This is a genomic window from Pseudomonas sp. MF6755 (assembly GCF_016405635.1).
Classification (GTDB): Bacteria; Pseudomonadota; Gammaproteobacteria; order Pseudomonadales; family Pseudomonadaceae; genus Aquipseudomonas; species Aquipseudomonas haemolytica.
The window spans coordinates 200082-218068 of sequence record NZ_JAEKDA010000008.1; the positions used below are offsets into that span (position 1 = coordinate 200082).

Here is a 17987-nt window from a genome sequence, read left to right on the forward strand (position 1 = left end):
TACTTGGCATTCTGGATTTCTTCGATGGGTTCGCCTTCTTTTTCCCCACGGCATGGCCGTCTTTCGCTCGTTGGCGTGGCGGTGGTGTTGTTGGCGGGTTGCTCGTCCTGGGTCGCTCATACGCCGGCACAGCCACACCCGGAACGCATCAATGCCCTGAGCCGCCTGCCGCAAGGTGTTTCGGCCCAAGCGTTACCCGAGCGCTGGTGGCAGTTGTACAACGATCCGAAACTCGATGCGCTGGTGCAGCAGGCGTTGCTGCACAACCGCGACTTGGCGGCGGCCCAGGCCCATGTGCAATCCATGCTGGCCGGGATCATGCAGGCCGATGCCGAGCGCTGGCCGTCCACCCAGGCGTCACTGGGCGCCGAGTACGGCAAGACGGCCGATGATCAGACCCTGGCCAAGGCCACCGATAGTCATGCTCCGTCACAGTGGGCGTTCAACCCAGGCTTCGAACTGGCTTATCAAGTGGATGTCTGGGGCCAGGTTCAGCGCACCATCGAACGGGCTCAGGTGCAAGCCGCAGCAGCGCAGGACGCCGAAGACCTGTTGCGCATCACCGTCGTGGCACAAACCACCCGCGCCTATGTCAATGCTTGCGCGCTCGGCGCACGCGCCAAGGTCCAGCGGCATTCGCTGGACGTGGTCGGCCACAGCCTGGCGTTGACCGATCGCCAGCGTCAGGCCGGTGTGGTGACGGACCTTGAATACACCCGCATGCAGGCGTTGCAGGGCGAAACCCTGGCCTTGCTGCCGATGCTGGAGGCGCGCCGGCAAGCTGCGCTGTACGAGCTGGCGATGCTCACCGGCGTCGCCGACCTGGAACAAGGCTCTGGCGCCGCGACCTGTGAGGTGGTGCCGCAACTGAATGCCGAATTGCCGGTGGGTGATGGCTGGCAATTATTGGCGCGCCGCCCCGACATCCGTCAGGCCGAGCGAGCGCTGCAGGCGGCCACGCTGCAAGTGGATATCGTCCAGGCCGACCTGTACCCGAAGGTGACCTTCGGCGCTTCAGTGTCTTCGTCCGCCAATAAACCCCATGAACTGGGGGACAGCAGCGCCGTCATGTTCGGCATCGGCCCGCTGATTACCTGGCAATTTCCGAACTGGAAAGCCAACCGCGCGCGGGTCAACCAGGCGCGGGCGCTCGAGCAGGTGGAGGTGGCGCAATTCGAGGCCAGCGTACTCAAGGCCCTCAAGGATGTACGCCAGGCGCTGGCGTTGTATGACGGCGAACGGCAGCGCCACGCGGCCCTGAGCCAGGCGCTGGACAGCAGCCGCCACGCTTACAAGTTGGCCCAATTCAACTACGACGCAGGCTCAATCGACTTTCTTGACGTGCTGGACAGCGAACGTGAGCTGATCCGTTTGCAGGCCACGCGCGCCGACGCTGATGGCCAGTTGCTGCAACGCCAGATCAGCCTGTTTCGTGCCCTTGGCGGCGGTTGGCAGTCCGCCTCCGCCAATACCCCGGTCGCCCACGCTTCCACCTCTTTTTCCGGTACCCAGCCATGAATATCGCCGTTGATGAAAAAACCGCTTTCCAGGACGAGCAGGAGAATGTGGTCGAGCAACTCATGCATGCGCGCAAGCAACGCCACAAACGCAATCTGATCCTGTTGGGCGGCGCCGCACTGTTGATCGCGGCGGTGGTGTTCGGGGTGTACTGGATGACAGTGGGTCGTTACCTGGAAGAGACCGATGATGCCTATGTGCGTGCCGACTGGATTCCCATCAGCCCGAAGGTCTCCGGGTATGTGGCCCAGGTCATGGTGGAGGATGATCAGCCGGTCAAGGCTGGGGATGTGCTGGTGCGCATCGAGGACCGTGACTACCAGGCACGCTTGGCGCAGGCCCGCGCGCAACTGGCCGAAACCCAAGCCTCGGTGGCGGCGCAACAGGCCAACCTGCAAGTTACCGACAGCCTGATCGCCCAGCAAAAGGCCGGCGTCGCCCAAGCTGAGGCCCACTCCCGCAGCGTCGGTGCCGAGTTGCGCCGCGCCAGCCTCGACCAGCGCCGTTACGAAGGCTTGGTCCGCGAGCACGCCGCCAGCGCCCAGCGTCTGGAAACCGCTGCCGCCAGCTACACCCAGGCCAATGCCGCCGTGGAAATTGCCAAGGCGATGCAGCGCCAACAGGAAACGCGGCTGACCGTCGCCATTACCCGGCACCAATTGGCCGAAGCCTCGCTTCAACAGCAGATTGCCCGGCGCAGCCAGGCCGAGGCGCAGTTGAACCTGGCGACCCACGCGCTGGAGGACACATTGATCCGTTCGCCCATCGATGGGGTGGTGGGGCAGCGCAAGGTGCGTACCCGCCAATATGTCGCGCCCGGCTTGCCGCTGCTGGCGGTGGTGCCCTTGCAACAGGCCTACGTGGTGGCCAACTACAAGGAAACCCAGTTGCGCGACATGCGTGCCGGCCAACCCGTGGACATCAGCGTTGACAGCTATTCGGGACGAAAGCTCAAAGGCCACGTGGTGAGTTTTTCGCCAGGTTCCGGGGCGGTGTTCGCGCTGTTGCCGTCGGACAACGCCACCGGCAACTTCACCAAGATCGTGCAGCGCTTCCCGGTGAAGATCGTCATCGATGAGCATGATGAGGGCGGGCCTATCCTGCCGGGCATGTCGGTGATCACCACCGTGGATACCCGGCCCGCTGCCCAGGGCGTTGCACATGACTGAAGCCGCTGAAAAAAGTGTTTCCTTTCGCGCCTGGGTGGCCGTGATCGGGGGGCTGTTCGGCTGTTTCATGGCCGGTATGAACGTGCATGTGACTAGCGCCGCGTTGCCGGAAATCGAAGGTTCCCTGGGGGCGACCTTCGAGGAAGGCTCGTGGATCTCCACCGCCTACCTGGTTGCGGAGATCGTGATGATTCCGCTGACCGCCTGGCTGGTCCAGGTGTTCTCCCTGCGCCGGGTGATGCTCGTCGGTTCGTTTGTGTTTCTAGTGGCGTCCATTGCCTGTTCCTGGGCGCCCAACCTGGAAGTGATGATCATCATCCGGGTGATCCAGGGCGCCGCCGGCGCGGTGCTGATCCCCTTGTCATTCCAGTTGATCATCACCGAGCTGCCGCCCAGCAAGATTGCAATGGGCATGGCCTTGTTCGCCTTGTCCAACAGCGTTGCCCAGGCCGCCGGACCGTCCATTGGCGGCTGGCTGACCGATGCCTATTCCTGGCGCTGGATTTTCTACCTGCAACTGGCCCCAGGCATTCTCTTGCTGCTGGCGGTGGCGTGGTCCATCGATGCCAAGCCCATGCAGTTGAGCCTGCTCAAACGCGGCGACTGGGGCGGAATCATTGCCATGATCGTCGGCCTGGGCGGTTTGCAGATCGTGCTGGAGGAAGGCGGGCGCAAGGACTGGTTCGGCTCCGATTTCATTGTGTGGATGTCACTGGTCGCCGGCATTGCCCTGGTGTACTTCGTGCTGTCGCAGCTGTATGGCAGCCGTTCCTTCATCAACCTGCGCCTGCTCAAGAGCTACAACTTCGGGGTGGCCAGTGCGGCGATGTTCATTTTCGGCGGGGCGACCTTCGGCCTGGTGTTCCTGGTGCCCAATTACCTTTCCCAGTTGCAGGGCTATAACGCCCGGGAAATTGGTATCAGCCTGATCGCCTACGGCATGGTGCAGCTGGTGCTGGCGCCGTTCATGCCGCGCCTGATGAAGTGGCTCAACCCGAAACTGATGGTCGCCAGCGGCTTTTTCATCATGGCCCTGGGTTGCTACCTCGGCGCGCACCTGAATGTTGATAGCGCCGCCAACGTGATCATTCCTTCCACGGTGGTGCGCGGTATCGGACAGCCGCTGATCATGGTGGCGTTGTCGGTGCTGGCGGTGTCTGGCCTGGCCAAGGATGAAGCCGGTTCCGCCTCTGCCTTGTTCTCCATGCTGCGTAACCTGGGCGGTGCCGTGGGCACTGCGGGCTTGACGCAGATCGTCGCCATGCGCGAGCGCTTTCACTCCGAGCGGGTAGGGGAGTCGATCACCTTGTTTTCTCCGTCCTTGCAGGAGCGCCTGCGTGCCGGCATGGCCGACAGCGAGGATTTTATCTTCAACCAATTGTTACCCGCTCAACAGCAGGTCCTTGAGGGGTTGATCCACACCGTGCGTCGTGAGGCGTACCTGATGGCCTACAGCGATGCGTTCTACGTGTCCTGTATCGCCTTGATCTTGTGTGGTGTAGCGGCCTTGGCATTACGACAACAAGCAAAGAACTGAAACCATCATGGCCCGCAGGCAGTGCGCGGGCTCTTGTCAGCTGCAAGAGGGAACTTGAATGGTAAGACTCTTAATAGACTCATGAATTGCTAACTTAGCAACTACATAAAGGTTATGTGCACTCCATTGGGGGTGTCGGCCAACTATTGCCTGACGAAGTTGATGTTATTAACTTTGGTCGGGCTTCTGTTGTTGGTTGTTTTGTAGTGTGGAAATAAATTGTATTAATTTTAGAAAAAACACTTGCTGATCGTTATGAACTTCCTCTAAGTTTCGTCTTGCTTCGGCGGCAGACCTCTCGTGCTAACGAAGCTTAAGCGTATAACTAACTTGAATAAGACTTAGCACTGGCCGTCGATGGCGAGACAGGCCTGCTTATGCCTGGAAAAAGATCAGCCGGTATTTGCCAGGTGGTCGGTGCTAACTAAAGTCTGATAAGGAGCGCAACATGGAAAATAAAAAGACGCTGTTGAATGCAAAGAAAGTGGAACTGGGTAATCACCGGATTTTTGCTGAAATCAATTCAATGCCGGTGCTGCGCGCCTTTATGGAGACCCATGTGTTTGCCGTGTGGGATTTCATGTCCCTGGCCAAGCGCCTGCAACAGGACCTGACCTGTACTTGCCTGCCTTGGCTACCACCGGTGGATCCGGCTGCCGCGCACCTGATCAACGAAATCATCCTGGGCGAAGAGTCTGACCAGAACTTGCAAGGCGGTCACTACAGCCACTTCGAGCTCTACTTGCATGCCATGCGGGAAGTGGGCGCCAGCACCGACAAGATCGAATACTTTGTCAAACTGATGCGCGAGGGCGTCGACTTGCAATCTGCCCTGACGCGTTGCGGCGCGGGCCTGGCAGCCTCGGCCTTTGTCACCGACACCATCGAAACCGCCATTAACGCCTCCACCCACAGTGTTGCTGCCGCGTTCCTGCATGGCCGCGAGAGCGTCATCCCGGAGATGTTCCAGCGCATTCTCGATGATTGGGACATCACGGCCGACGACGCGCCAACGTTCCGCTATTACCTGCAACGCCACATCGAAGTCGACTCGGAAGATCACGGCCCAGCGGCAGAAAGCCTGTTGGCGCGCCTGGTCAATGGCGATCCCCAGCGTCAGGAAGAGGTCTATGTATCGGCCATCGCGGCGGTGCAAAGCCGCTTGGCGTTGTGGGACAACCTGCGCGTGGCCATGCGTGAAACAGTCAGTGAGTGTGTGGCATGAACTTCGAAGTCATCGAGGCCGACCAGGCTCAATGGTTCGAGGTGACGTCTGAACGCGGCATCACCCTGACCGTCTTCAAGGACACTTTGGACCCCATTGCCAAAACCGGTGTACGTACGCGGTTGGTACGTTTTCATCCAGGGGGCGGCACCCGTGAAATCTACACCCACGATTATCACGAAGAAGTGTATTTGATTGAAGGCGACCAGACTGAACAGGCCAGTGAGGGGCGCCCAGAGAAAACCTACCGCGACGGCAGTTACTTCTTCAGGGCTGCACATACCGAGCACGGTCCGTTTAATTCAAAAGACGGATGTCTGTTGTTTGAAGTGCACTACTACTGATCATCATGAACAAAGGGAACGCTTCATGAGAGCTGAAGAATATCAATCATTTTCCGAGGCGTGGGAGGAGCGGGCGACCATTCGCACGCGTCCCAGGCGGCGTCTGGAAGATGATGGGAAGTTAATATTCCCGATCAGTCGCCAGCCGCTGGTAATGGGCGCGACCTTTATGCGGGAGTGTGCTCACTTACAACATTTTGTGCTCGTTCAAAGCTTGTACAAGTTCATTAATGATGTAGTGATTTTCGAAACGGAAATTGTCGACAAAACCGCCAGGAGCATTGCGAAAGATAACTTCGCCATCCGCTTCCCGTTTGCCTGTCGATATGACGCGATGACCGTGGTGGTCGATGAGGACTATCACGCGCTGGTGGCGATGGACTACATGCAACAGACCATCGAGCTGACCGGAATCCAACCCATCAGCTTGCCGGCGGAAATCGAACTCAGTCGGTCGATTCCCAAGGCATTGGCCATGGCGCCCGACCACCTCAAGGCGGCGGTCGAGCTGATCTGTGTCGCCATCGCGGAAAACACCCTGACCAACGATGTCGCGGCCTTTGCCCGCGACGACTCGGTCAAGGCATCGGTCAAGGGCTTGATGGCAGACCACCTGGCTGACGAGGGTCGACACTCCGGTTTCTGGGCCAAGTTGACGCGTATTTACTGGAGTACCGCGAGTGAGGAGGACAAGCGTGCCCTGGCCTCGATCATGCCGGTGTTCCTGGGTGAGTACCTGACCAACGAGATCCAGCAGGGGTTTGATTTCGCGCTGATCGAGCAACTGCCCGTGAGCCCCGGCGTCAAGGCGGCGTTGCGTGAGGAGGTCGAAGGCATGAGTTTTCCGATCACGCCGTCTCACCCACTGGTAGGCAACATCGTCCGATTCTTCAAACACAGCGCCTTGCTCGACGCTCCCTGCATGCAGGAAGCGCTCGCCGATTATCTGCGCTAGAGGACACCTTCAATGAGACATCTTGATATCGTTCTGTGCGGGCGCAGCCATGCGCTCGCCTGCCTTACGCAAGAGCTGGAACAGATGGGGCATACGGCCCATTTGTTAACCAGTGATAACGCCATTGAGCTTTGCCGGTTACCGGCGCCGGACTTGCTGATAGACGACGCCAGCACGGCGCAACTCCCGCATTATCCGTCGTGTCACCACCTGTCTTTGCGGGCGCAGTCCGGCGATGCCAGCGATGTCTTTGCGCCCGTGCAGGTCGATTGCCTGTGGCGACCTGGCGATGGCGACTGGATGCTGCTGGGGCATCGTGACGTCTGCGCCAACGCTGCGGGCAACGGTGCTGACCTGGCACGCGAAGCTGTAGCGCAAGTGGTAGAAATGGCCAGTGTGCACATCGGCCGTTTTTCGCGCAGCGTCGACTACCTTGATGTACCGCGTGAGCCGGTGCAGGCGATTGACCGGCTGTCGAGCCTGACCCTGGTGGACCGTCTGGCGTGGCGTCATCGTCACAATGCGACCGCCAATGCCGGGATTCTGGAAGAGGCCAAACGCCCCTTTGTACAACGCCTGGCCGACAGCCTGCTGGCCAATGCCGAGCGCAACGCCCTGAAAGTACAAGGGCGGGGTATGTCCTACGCCCAACTGCACGCCTACAGCGTGGCGATTCAGGAACGCTTGCAGCCATTGCTTGAAGTGTCCGCGGGTGGGCTGGTGGTGGTCGGCATCTCATTGCCCAAGGGCACGGCGCTGTATGCAGCGATCCTCGCGGTGATTGGCTGCGGTGCTGTGTATCTGCCGTTGGACCCGAGCCATCCTGTCGAACGTCGCGCGGCCATCCTCAAGCATGCCGGCGCCAGCTTGCTGATCCAGGATACGGAGGCGGGTAACCCGCTACCGGGCCTGGCCACCCTCGATATCGGCCATCTGGATTTCTTCCACCATGGTGCCAAGGGTTATAGCCGGGTAGCCCTGGCACCGGACCAGAGTCTGCTGCGCGTTACATTGGCGGGTTCGGCGCCCTGCGTGGCGATCTACACCTCGGGCACCACCGGGCAACCCAAGGGCGTGCTGCTGACGGTCGATAACTTGAGCCACTTCTGTGCGTGGTATTCACGCTATGTGGAACTGGGCCACACCAGCCGTGCCTTGCAGTTCTCGACCATCAATTTCGATGCTTCGTTGCTGGATATCTTCCCGACGCTTATCGAGGGCGGCGAGTTGATCGTGCCGACCGAAGACCAGCGCCGCGATCCGGTGGCGCTTGCCGAGTTGATCCAGCAGGAGCACGTCACCCACGCCTTTTTGCCGCCGGCCCTGCTCAGCATCATCCAGCTCGAATCGCTCTACGGCATGCAGCATCTGGTAACGGGCGGCGATGTGTGCGAGCCCCATGTGATCGAACAACTGGTGGGCCACTGTGCCCTGCACAACATCTACGGGCCCACCGAGACCACGGTGCTCGCCACCTGCCGCACCTTCCAGCCGGGGGACAACAATCGCAACCTGGGTGTGCCGATTGCCAATACCTCAATCCACCTGCTCGATGAGCACGGCCAACCGGTTGGCGAAAGCGACAGCGGTGAGATCCACATTGAAGGGCCAGGGGTGGGGGCCGGCTACCTGGGCGCTGTGCAAATGACTGCCGAGCGATATCGGCTGCACGAATTGCCCGACGGCCAGCTTGTACGCCTCTACCGTACCGGCGACCTGGCGCGGTGGACCCAGGAGGGTATCCAGATTATCGGGCGCCTGGATAACCAGGTGAAGATTCGCGGCTTTCGGGTCGAGCCAGAAGAAATCGAACACCTGCTGCAATCGAGTCAGTTGTTCCGGCAACTGGCGGTGGTCATCGATCACCAGCGCCGCATCCTGGCGTTTTTCTCCCAGCCTCAAAGTGGCGAGGGCCAAGCGGCCAGTGAACAGTTGCAGGCTTACGCGCTCAAGCATTTGCCCGACTACATGCGGCCAAGCGCCTATTGCCTGCTGGAGCGGTTGCCGGCCACGGCCAATGGCAAGGTCGACCGCAAAGCCTTGAAAGACTTGCCGGTCAACTACAAGACCCAAGGACCACGCCTGGCCCCCCAAAATGCCACCCAGGCGCAGTTGCTGGACCTGTGGTCCAAGCTGCTCGACTTGCCCGGGCCGGACATTTCCGTGGACGACAGTTTCTTTAACCTGGGCGGCCATTCGATCCTGTTGTCGCAGATGCTCATGGGGATTCGCGAGGCGTTCGGCAAAGGGGTGTCGATCAACCGCTTTATTGAGCAACCGACCTTGGTCAACCTCGCCAACCTGATAGACCAGGACGTCGAGGCCACTGCAACGGTCAGCCCCCAGGCACTGCAAGACGCGATGCTGCGACCTGAGCTGGATGTGCTGCCCATCAGTCGGCTGGGCAACATACACAAGGTCATCGTGACCGGTTCCAATGGGTTTCTGGGCGTGCATATTGTCGAGGCACTGCTGGAACTGGGCAGCACTGAAGTGGCTTGCCTGGTGCGCGAGTCGGGCGGGATGACTGCCCAGCAGCGGTTCGAGGATGCGCTGATCCAGAACCGCCTCGAGCATTTGGACCTGAGCCGGGTAAAGGTACTGGCGGCCGATATCAGCAAGCCGCGCCTGGGTTTATCCGAGCATGACTATGAATGGCTGGACCGTGAATACGGCGTGTTGATCTATAACGCGGCCAACGTCAACCACGTGCTCGACTACGAGTCGCTAGTCAAGGACAACGTCACGCCAGTGCTGGAATGTCTGCAACTGTGTGAAGGGCGCAGCAAGAAGATTTTCAACTTCATTTCCACTCTGTCTGCGTCAAGCACGGTGGATGAACAGGGCCGGGTGTTGGAAGAGCCGCCGGCATTCACGCCGCCGATCTACATTCGCAATGGTTACAACCTTTCCAAGTGGGTGGCTGAGCGCATCTTGTGGAACGCCAGTGAGTCGGGCGTCTGGGTCAACCTCTACCGCCCGGGAAACATTGCCTTCAATACGCGTACCGGCGTGTGCCAGCCACATCAGAACCGTTTGATGTTGATGCTCAAAGGCTCCTTGCAGCTTAAGGAAGTGCCCGAACTGGCGCTCAACTTCGACCTGATGCCGGTGGACTTTCTTGCCCGCTTTATTGCGTTTCACGCCAGCCGCCATAACCGCGCCAAGGCGGTGTTCAACTTGCACAACCCGCTGCCTTTGACCTGGGCCCACTATCTGGAGGCGTTCCGCGCGGCCGGTCACGATTTCCAGATGGTCCCGGTGACGCAATGGCAGCAACGCCTGTCGGCCATCGACAGTGATAACGCGCTGTTCGGCGTGGTCGGGTTCTACCTCAATGGGTTTGAAGAAGACATCGGCGATATCTCGATGATCGAGTACCGCAATGCGCTCTCAGGCATCCAGAGCATGGGTGAAGACTACCCGGCCAAGAACAGTGCGCTGCTGCAAAAAGGCTGTGACTACCTCAAGCAAATCGATTTTATCTGAACAAAAAAGGAGCTTTCTCATGCCACATTTTGAACCCGATACCCTGGTCCGCAACCCCGTGGGCAACCCTGTTGTCGCCAGCGTGACCGTGAATGGCGATGCCCGCAGCGTGTGGAAGATCGTCGGAGATTTCGCCGGTTTCGCGAAGTTTATTCCTGCGTTGTCCCATATCGAAATGACCGGCGAGGGCATACGTTCGGTACGCAAGAAACTGTTCAAGGATGGCAATGTGGTGATTGAGCAACTCAATACCCATGACGACCAAGCCATGAACATGACGTGGTCACTGATTTACACCTCACTGAATATCGGCAACCTGTGGGCCGTGATGGAAGTCGTTCCCCAAGGCGAGAACCGGAGCCTGGCGACCTGGACCATCATTGGCCAGCCCTACACCGGCGGCAAGGAAGACGTGCCGGCGTTCGAGGCATTCCTGCAAGGCTTTGCCGATGATGCAATGAAGAACGTACAGGCGCTCTTCAACTGACCTAACGCGCAGGCTGCAATGCCTGTGTAGGAGCGAGCTTGCTCGCGAAAAACCTGAGGGCGCCGCGTACTCCAAGCATGCCAGCGTCATCGTTAACGTTCTTCGCGAGCAAGCTCGCTCCTACAGAGGGGTGGGCATTACCCTTTAGTTAATGCCCTGATCAATCCCCGCCTGCAAGGCCTGGCTCTCACTGTGCCCACCCGCTCGCAGCAGTCCCAGGTTGAAGGCTTGATCCTTGCGCGTGGCGTCGTCCTGTTTCTGGGTCAGTTCGTCCTTGGCCCCCAGTGCCAGGTTGACCGGTGATTTCGATACGTTCAGCCCGACATCGGCACGATAGTCGCTGCCGGCCAGTGTCGTGGCGGTCACCTTGGAGCCCCCCAGGTCGACCTTGCCATGCTCGGCGCTGATTCGCGCACCCGTGAGGCGCGTATCACCACTCACCTGCAGGTTGACGCCTTGGCTGCCGCGAATGCCTGAGGCCTGGGTGACGCTGTCCTTGGCCACATGGCTGACATCCAGATACAGGGTCGGGGTGTAGTTGGTGTTGCCGCTCTTGTCACCGAACAACACGCTTTCGGCGGTATTGGCCACCGAACTGCCGGTGGTGTTTTTGCCGCTGACGACATAGCTGTCGCTGGTTTTTGGCCAGACCTTATCCTTGAAGCCTGACAAGCGCGTGCCGAGGGCCTCCTTCTTCTCTGCCAGGTAGGTTTTGGCCTTGTCCACGCGGGTGCCAAAGGCGCCACGGGGCTCGGGATTCACGTCGTAGCTACCGCTGCGGGTGAATTTTTCCTCCAGGCGCTCCTTGGCGTTGACGGCGCTGTTGACCACCTTGTCTTTGGCCGAGGCCAGGTGCCCGGTGCCTTTGTCGACGACGTTCTCCAGCTTGTCGCGATGCTTGTCGAACGCGCCTTCGGCCTTGGCTTTTACTGTGTCTTTGAGCGGGCCGGTGGTCTTGGCGAGTTTATCGACCACGCCTGGCTGGTTTTTCTCGACATCCAGCCTGGCATCGACATTGACCTGGGTGCTGTTGACCTGGTCCTTGCGGCTCTCGACAACGAGGTCGCCGCCAACCTTGCCGGTCACCTGCTTGGCGTCGATGCGTGCGCCCGCCAGATGAGTATCGCCGGCACTGTTGATGACCACGTTGTCGGCCTTGATCAGGCTGTCATGCTGGGTGGTGCCTTGCAGGTGATCCACGTCGACCTTGGCCCGCGCATTGATGCCGTGCTGGGTCTTGGGTGTGTCGTGCTCACCGGCATCGGCCAAAGTGGTCTTGCCGCCGCTGCCGCCTGCGCCCAGGGTTACGCCCCAGCTGTCATGGGCCTGGGTCGACTGCGCGGACTCTTGCAGGATGCCGCCGTTCTGCGCGTCGAGACTGACGCTGGCAGCCGTGACTTGGGTACCTTGCAGGTGAACGGCATCGGCTGCATTGGCGCCGCTGGTGAGGCTGACCTTACCGTTGCTGTGCAACTGCCCGACCACAACGCCCTGGTCATTTTCCGCCACTTTGCCGATGTTGAAATTGGCACTGAGGCTGCCGGTCTTGCTGCTGCTTTCGGCACTGCTGGTCTTGCCGGCGCCGGCAGTCAGGCCGCCGCCCAGGTTGCTACCGTTGCTGACGTGGCTGTCGGTGGCGGCTTGCAGGTCGAGCTTGCCGCCAGCATTGAGGCTGATATCGCCGGTCTTGGCGCTGGCGGTGCCGATCTGGGTGCCTTGCAGGGTCATGTCGCCGCCGCTGCTGAGCTGGATCGGCCCGCTGCCCTGAATCGTCGCGACGCGGGCCTGGCTGTCCTGAGTGTCCAGGCGTTTGTTATCCAGTTGCACGCCGGCCCCGAGGTTGACGTTGGTGCCATTGGCGCCCGGTGCGGTGCCCACAGTCAATGACGCGTTGCCGCGCAAGGTACTGCTGTTTTTGCTTTGTGTGTCGTTGGCCTGGTTGAGCGCCAACTCACCACCAGCCTTGAGATTGACGCTCGCCTGGCCGCCATTGAACTGGCTACCTTCGTAACGCGCATCGCCCTTGGTCTCGATGTTCACGCCTTGAGTGCCCGCGTAGCTGCCGACTACCGCCGTGCTGGTGGATTCGCGTACATCGCTGCTACCGCCTGCACCGCTGCCGCGTACGTTCACGTCTTCACCGGTAGTGGTGTAGACCCGCACGCCGACTTTGGCGTCCACGCCTTGCTCACTGCTGCTGTGGGTATTGGCGGCGGCCGTGGCGATATGCTCGCCAGCACTGATCTTCAACCCGCCATCGGTGGCCCGGTATTGAGTGCCTTCATCCTGCAACTTGCCGGCGCTATCGACCTGCACCGTGGCACCACTGAACTGGCTGACCACCGCCGTGCTGTCCTGTTGTGTGCGGGTCTTGTTGGTATGCCCGACTTCCACATCCAGCCCGACATTGGGCTGCTCGAACGCGTCCAGCAGGCCCGGCTGATGGAATTTGGCCTGGGCCACGCCTTCGACGGCTTTTTCGATCGGGCGGGTGATGCCTTTGTATTCCACATTGGCGCCGACATCGGCGGTCCAGCCGTTTTCCTTATGGGTGCTGGTCTCGGTGGAATGGGCTGCCTGGTTGTCGATCTGGCCTGCATTGACCAGCAACTCGGAGCCAGCCTTTACCTGCGCGCCCTGGCTGGTGAGGGTGTTGCCGGCGTTGATGGTCAGCTTGCCGGCCGCTGCCACGGTGCTGGTGTGCGCGGTAGTTTTGCTGCTGGTGTCCTGGCTGCTCTGGTGGCTGAGTTGCACACCGTTGCCAGCTCGATCAAGGCCGCCGGTGTAGTAGAAGCTACCGCCGGTGGTGGTCTTGTCGACGGCTTGGGTACTGCTGTCGTCGGCCGCCAACAGCTCGACATTCTTGCCGCTCAAGCTGGCATCACCCTGGGTTGCCTTGACGTTGGAACCCTTGATGCTCACATCGCCACCGGCGTTGACCACCACACTGCCGCCTTCAAGGCCGGAAGCCTGCTGCCGGGTGGTGTCGGTCTTGCGGGTTTGCTGCTGGTCTTCATAGCTCACGCCCGCACGGTACTGACGGCTGACGTCGGCGGTTTCCTTGGCGTAGCCGTCGAAGCCACGGGTATGCGTGCTAGTGGTGTCATGGCGGGTGTTTTCAGCCGCAACCACCTTGATATCGCCTTTGGCATCCGCCTGCAGTTCGCCGGCGGCAGACACCTGCGAGCCGCTGACGGTGATGTCCTTGGCGCTTTGCAGCTTGAGGTTGCTGTCCGAGCGCAGGTTGCTGGCGACAACGGTGCTGTCCTTGAGGTTCTTGCGGCTTTCATCCTTGGAGATGCCGAAGAACTTGCTGTCGTTGCTGTAGCGGTTGTCGTGGGAGGTGTCCTGCACGCCGTCGATCACCAGTGAACCTTTGTCGCTGATGACGCTGGCCTGTTTGCCACCTCGAGCCTGGCTGCCGCTGATGCGCACGTCGTCAGCCTTGACGATCAGCTTGCCGTCGGCGTTGACCTTGCTGCCGGTGTTCAAGGTCTTGCCTTGGTTGCCGTCGCCGTTCTTGCCGAAGAAGCTGCCACCTGTCAGGTCACCGGAGTAGGCGTTGTCGCTGCTGCTCTGGGTACGGCTGGCGCTGGCGATTTCCACTTGGCGGCCAGCCAACTGGATGTCGCCTGGGGATTTCAGTTCGGCGCCTTGCAATTGCAGTTTTTGCTTGCTGGTCAGCTCCAGCGTGTTGCCGGCCTTGAGGCTGCTGGTGATGCTGCGTTGTTCGCTGCTGGACTTGTCCCAGTTGGCTTTCCACAGGTGCTTGCGATGGTTGCCCTGGTCGCGGGTTTCATGGGTTTCGGTGGCGGCGTTTACCTGCAGGTCGGCGCCGCTGTTGACGCGCAAGGCGTTGCCCGCCTCCACGTGACTGGCTTTGATCTCGGTCTTGGCGCCGGACGACAGCGCGGCATCTTGTTGCGCGACAACCTGGTTGCCGTGCTGGCGCGAGTCCTTGTCGGTCGTGGTGCGGTCGTAGGTTTCGTAGGTGAACAGGAAGTTGCTGTTGTTCCACTGTTCGCGTTTTTCCTGGAGCTTGCGGCTTTCCAGGCTGCTGAGGGTCAGGTTGCGGCTGGCATCGAGTTTGACGTTGCGCCCGCTGACGTCGGTGGCGGCCAGGTTCAGGTCCTTGGCACTGTGCAAGTCGACGTCACCTTGGCGGCTCTGCACGCCGGCGCGGGTGGCGTCGAGGCTGTTGGCGTGGACCTGGCCGCTGATATCGAGGTCGCCGGCCGAACTGATCTTCACGCCGTCAGTGCCTTGCACCTGCACGCCGCCCACGCGCACACCGGCGCCTTCGGCAGTGCTGATGATATTGATGCGCCCGGCCAGCATCGCTCCGAACAGGCGTGCGTCGATGCGCTGGTCCTGGGTCTTGCTGGCAGGGTCTACCTGGCTGACTTGGCCGCTGGCGAAGTCGACCTGGTTGCGGCCGACCGTGAGGTTCAATTGATCACGGGCACTGACGCGACCGTCGCTGTCGATGCGCGGCGCGATCAGGTTGATGGAACCCTCGCGGTTTTGCAGGCCCTGGCCTTGCACCGTCAGTTGGCCGTTGGCATCGCGGGTGCTCAAGGCTTGCAGTTTGCCGTCGTTGAGCTCAGGGCGGCCCACTACCAGGTTGGCATTCGGGGTGTTGATGAAACTGCCGCCATTCACCGAAATGCCGTTGGGGTTGGCCAGCACATAATCGGCAGCCTGGCCGAAAATCTCCTGGGCGCCGTTGAGGGCCGAGGCGTTGCGACTGATCACTTCGTTGAGGATCACGCTCGCCGCCTGGCCCTGGAACTGCGGGTTGGCCGCCAGTTGCCCGGCGAGCTTGGAGACGTCGGCCTGCAAGGCGTTGTTCAACACCAGGCCCTGGCGGTCGACGTTGTAGTCCAGAAACTGGTTATGGGACAGGCCGCCGGCATTCGGCGCGACGATGTTGACGATCGGCACCCCCCCCTGGTTTTGCAGTTGCGGCGTGCCGCTAGGCCCTTCGGCGACGGTCACGCCTGCGGCGAGCACAAGCTGCGGCAACAGGAATAGGCTGGCAATGGCCCAGCGCAGTTTGCCCTGGGGAGAAAGGTGAAAGCTGTGGGGAATAGTCGGCATAAATAATATCGCTCTGTGTTGGCTGATCCGCGACGTGCGTTGTTCGTTGCAACGCTGCTGTGGTGGTTCAGGTACGGCGGTTAACTCAGGCTAAAACAGGTGTTGGTTCATAGTTGCAGGCTTATATCTGTAAGCTCAGGCGTGTCAGCCAGACCTCCGGCTCCTGGCGAAAACCTGAGGGTGTGTTGAGGTTGCGTTGGTAATCGAAGTCGAGCTGCACGTTCTTCCAGCTCAGGTTGAGCCCCGCGCTGGCGCCGCTCAGGCGTTGGCTCTGGGCGCCGTGTTCGCGCTTGACCCAGCCGTTGTCCAGGCCCAGGCGCGGGGTGATCTTCACCGGTAAGTCGCTGTTTAGCGGCAGGCGCAGGGTATTGCGCCACACCGCGCCCATCGCGCCGGAGCTGCTGTTTTCGCGGTAGCCGCGCACCGCCGAGTCGTCGGTGACCAACAGTTGTTCGATGGCGGGCAGGGCGTCCGGGCTGTATTGCACCGACAACTGGCTCTGCCACTGCCACGGTTGTGCCGCCCATTGGCCGTTGCGCCATTGGGTGAGGTTGGCGCGGTACTTGTGGAACTGTGCCTGGGGCCGGGTTTTTTGCACCTGGCCGGCATCGCGATCTGCGCCGAACCAGGTCAGGCCCTGGGCGTAATTGACGTCCAGGTTCCACACCGCGCTGTTGAGCCAGAACAGGTTCAGGCCGGCTTCGGCGACTGTCAGCGTCGGGCTCTGGATGTTCAGGCGGGCCTTTTGCAGGTAACTGTCGACGTCCTTGTAGGCCAGTTGCAGGTTGGCGCTCAGTTGATGGCCCTGGTCGCGCCACAATACCCGGTCGCTGCGCAGGCTGACTTGATCGGTGCGGCCGCTGTTGTAAAGCGTCGTGCGGCTGAGCTTGAACGGCGAGCGGTATTCGGCATGGCTGGCGAACAGGCTGTAGGTCCAGTAGCCGTAGGGGATGGAATAGAACAGGCTGTGGCTGCGGCTGTAGCGCGGCCCATGGTTGAGCGTGTCGCTGAAGCTCAGGTTGAGTGAATCGTTAAGCTGCAGCGGGCTGTCCAGGCTCAAGCTGATGGCATGGCGATCGCGCCCGGTGCCGGCGCTGCCGAGGTTATCCACCCCAAGCCCCAGGGCCCAGCGCGAGGCACTGCTGCGCGAGCGCAGAATGATGCGCGAGGCGCCGGCTTCGCTGCCGGGGGCGATATCGGCGGTGAGGTCGACCGAGCGCAGGCGGTTGAGCTGGTCAAGGCCCTGTTCCAGGTCGCGCAGGTTCAGCGGCTTGCCGAGCATCCCGGGAAACGCCCCGCCTAAAGACACGGGCAGGCTCTGGTCAGCCAGCTCAATGGCTTCGAGGTAGCCTTCTTCGACGTGAATATCCAACGGTTGGCCGGCGGCCGGTGCACTGATCAGGTACGGCCGGCTGGCGATGTAACCGGCCTCGACGTACAGCTGGGTGATCTGCGCCAGCAGGCGGTTGATCTGGGTGACGCCCATGCAAGGCGCCACATAGGGCTCGATGCGTTTGTTCAGCTCGGTACGGTTGAACAGCGTGACCCCGGCCAGGCGCGTGCCATTTAGCGGCCAGCAGCGTTCATCTTGGGCGATGTCCTTCGGCAAGGCTGGGGTGACCGGTTGCGTACCGAAACTGCCACGTTGCATCTGGCGCTGGCGTTGCTCCAGTTGTAATTGCTGCAAGTCGCGCTGCTGTTGCTGTTGCAAGCGCAATGCTTCCTGGCCTGGCTGAGGCCCGTCTGCGGCAGCGACTGGCAGCGCACACAGGCAGAGCAAGGTGATGCCCAGTTTCTGGAGACAACACAGGTGACCGGTTGAGGGCTGATTTGGCACTCGACATCCTTAACGTAGAAATACACACGATCTTTGCTTCCTGGGCCAAACCGTCAGCCCAGGGGTATTGCCACACTGGAGTCATCATTAAACGGTTTGTTACACGGGCGGGGGATTTATTGCACAAAACGTGAGGAATACCACGTTATTTAGGGAAAAAACGCACAAAATAGGTGCGTGATGCGTGAGTGGTAAGCTCATGTGTCGTATTTTAGGGGGTGAGGGGGATGCAGATGTTTTTTGATTGTTGCATTTAAAGCGCTTAATCATTGTGTTTATAGTGGTGGTGATTCACCCAGCAGGCGCGTCCAGGCACACCAGATTTG

At 60.6% G+C, this 17987-nt stretch carries 10 protein-coding genes and 1 pseudogene; 8 read left to right on the forward strand and 3 right to left on the reverse strand.

The annotated features are described in order from the left end of the window. The first annotated feature begins 24 nt into the window (after nt 1-24). The 8 genes from JFT66_RS12705 to JFT66_RS12740 all read left to right on the forward strand — a co-directional run bounded on the left by JFT66_RS12705 (nt 25) and on the right by JFT66_RS12740 (nt 10724). Nucleotides 25-1518: an efflux transporter outer membrane subunit gene (locus JFT66_RS12705; protein ID WP_034115756.1), complete on the forward strand. Its 1494-nt coding sequence runs from the start codon at nt 25-27 to the stop codon at nt 1516-1518. Further along, a complete protein-coding gene (locus tag JFT66_RS12710; protein ID WP_198859357.1) occupies nt 1515-2687 on the forward strand; it encodes an HlyD family secretion protein in 1173 nt (390 codons plus the stop codon). Before JFT66_RS12705 ends, JFT66_RS12710 begins: the two co-directional genes overlap by 4 nt. Then, complete coding sequence (locus JFT66_RS12715; protein WP_153872481.1) at nt 2680-4224, forward strand: MDR family MFS transporter; 1545 nt, start codon at nt 2680-2682, stop codon at nt 4222-4224. Before JFT66_RS12710 ends, JFT66_RS12715 begins: the two co-directional genes overlap by 8 nt. 448 nt (nt 4225-4672) lie before the next feature. Further along, the gene (locus tag JFT66_RS12720) at nt 4673-5449 is read left to right on the forward strand and encodes a DUF3050 domain-containing protein (protein WP_153839070.1); all 777 of its coding nucleotides are present in this window, start codon (nt 4673-4675) and stop codon (nt 5447-5449) included. Beyond that, complete coding sequence (locus JFT66_RS12725; RefSeq protein ID WP_034115752.1) at nt 5446-5793, forward strand: DUF4437 domain-containing protein; 348 nt, start codon at nt 5446-5448, stop codon at nt 5791-5793. Before JFT66_RS12720 ends, JFT66_RS12725 begins: the two co-directional genes overlap by 4 nt. A 25-nt stretch (nt 5794-5818) precedes the next feature. Next, the gene (locus JFT66_RS12730) at nt 5819-6748 is read left to right on the forward strand and encodes a diiron oxygenase (RefSeq protein WP_034115751.1); all 930 of its coding nucleotides are present in this window, start codon (nt 5819-5821) and stop codon (nt 6746-6748) included. Nucleotides 6749-6760: 12 nt separating this feature from the next. After that, nucleotides 6761-10237 carry an amino acid adenylation domain-containing protein gene (locus tag JFT66_RS12735; protein WP_198859358.1) on the forward strand — a complete coding sequence of 1159 codons (3477 nt, stop codon included), beginning with the start codon at nt 6761-6763 and terminating at the stop codon, nt 10235-10237. Nucleotides 10238-10256: 19 nt separating this feature from the next. Continuing rightward, entirely contained in the window at nt 10257-10724 is a 468-nt protein-coding gene (locus JFT66_RS12740) for an SRPBCC family protein (RefSeq protein WP_153872483.1), read from the forward strand. A gap of 25 nt (nt 10725-10749) precedes the next feature. On the opposite strand, the pseudogene JFT66_RS30195 reads toward JFT66_RS12740, so the two are convergent. The 3 genes and pseudogenes from JFT66_RS30195 to JFT66_RS12750 all read right to left on the reverse strand — a co-directional run. Continuing rightward, nucleotides 10750-10836: pseudogene (locus JFT66_RS30195) on the reverse strand (outer membrane lipoprotein carrier protein LolA); the annotation flags it as partial. Between the two features lie 32 nt (nt 10837-10868). Then, complete coding sequence (locus JFT66_RS12745) at nt 10869-15824, reverse strand: hemagglutinin repeat-containing protein (RefSeq protein WP_198859359.1); 4956 nt, start codon at nt 15822-15824, stop codon at nt 10869-10871. A gap of 121 nt (nt 15825-15945) precedes the next feature. Continuing rightward, nucleotides 15946-17661, reverse strand: a complete 1716-nt coding sequence (locus JFT66_RS12750) for a ShlB/FhaC/HecB family hemolysin secretion/activation protein (RefSeq protein WP_162524931.1) — start codon at nt 17659-17661, stop codon at nt 15946-15948. Nucleotides 17662-17987: the final 326 nt, after the last annotated feature.

Excerpts from the sequence above, each read along its gene's own strand:
- JFT66_RS12740 (WP_153872483.1), top strand. The coding sequence starts at position 10,257 with ATGCCACATTTTGAACCCGATACCCTGGTCCGCAACCCCGTGGGCAAC.
- JFT66_RS12705 (WP_034115756.1), top strand. The coding sequence starts at position 25 with ATGGGTTCGCCTTCTTTTTCCCCACGGCATGGCCGTCTTTCGCTCGTT.
- JFT66_RS12730 (WP_034115751.1), top strand. The coding sequence starts at position 5,819 with ATGAGAGCTGAAGAATATCAATCATTTTCCGAGGCGTGGGAGGAGCGG.
- JFT66_RS12745 (WP_198859359.1), bottom strand. The coding sequence starts at position 15,824 with ATGCCGACTATTCCCCACAGCTTTCACCTTTCTCCCCAGGGCAAACTG.
- JFT66_RS12715 (WP_153872481.1), top strand. The coding sequence starts at position 2,680 with ATGACTGAAGCCGCTGAAAAAAGTGTTTCCTTTCGCGCCTGGGTGGCC.
- JFT66_RS12720 (WP_153839070.1), top strand. The coding sequence starts at position 4,673 with ATGGAAAATAAAAAGACGCTGTTGAATGCAAAGAAAGTGGAACTGGGT.
- JFT66_RS12725 (WP_034115752.1), top strand. The coding sequence starts at position 5,446 with ATGAACTTCGAAGTCATCGAGGCCGACCAGGCTCAATGGTTCGAGGTG.
- JFT66_RS12735 (WP_198859358.1), top strand. The coding sequence starts at position 6,761 with ATGAGACATCTTGATATCGTTCTGTGCGGGCGCAGCCATGCGCTCGCC.
- JFT66_RS12710 (WP_198859357.1), top strand. The coding sequence starts at position 1,515 with ATGAATATCGCCGTTGATGAAAAAACCGCTTTCCAGGACGAGCAGGAG.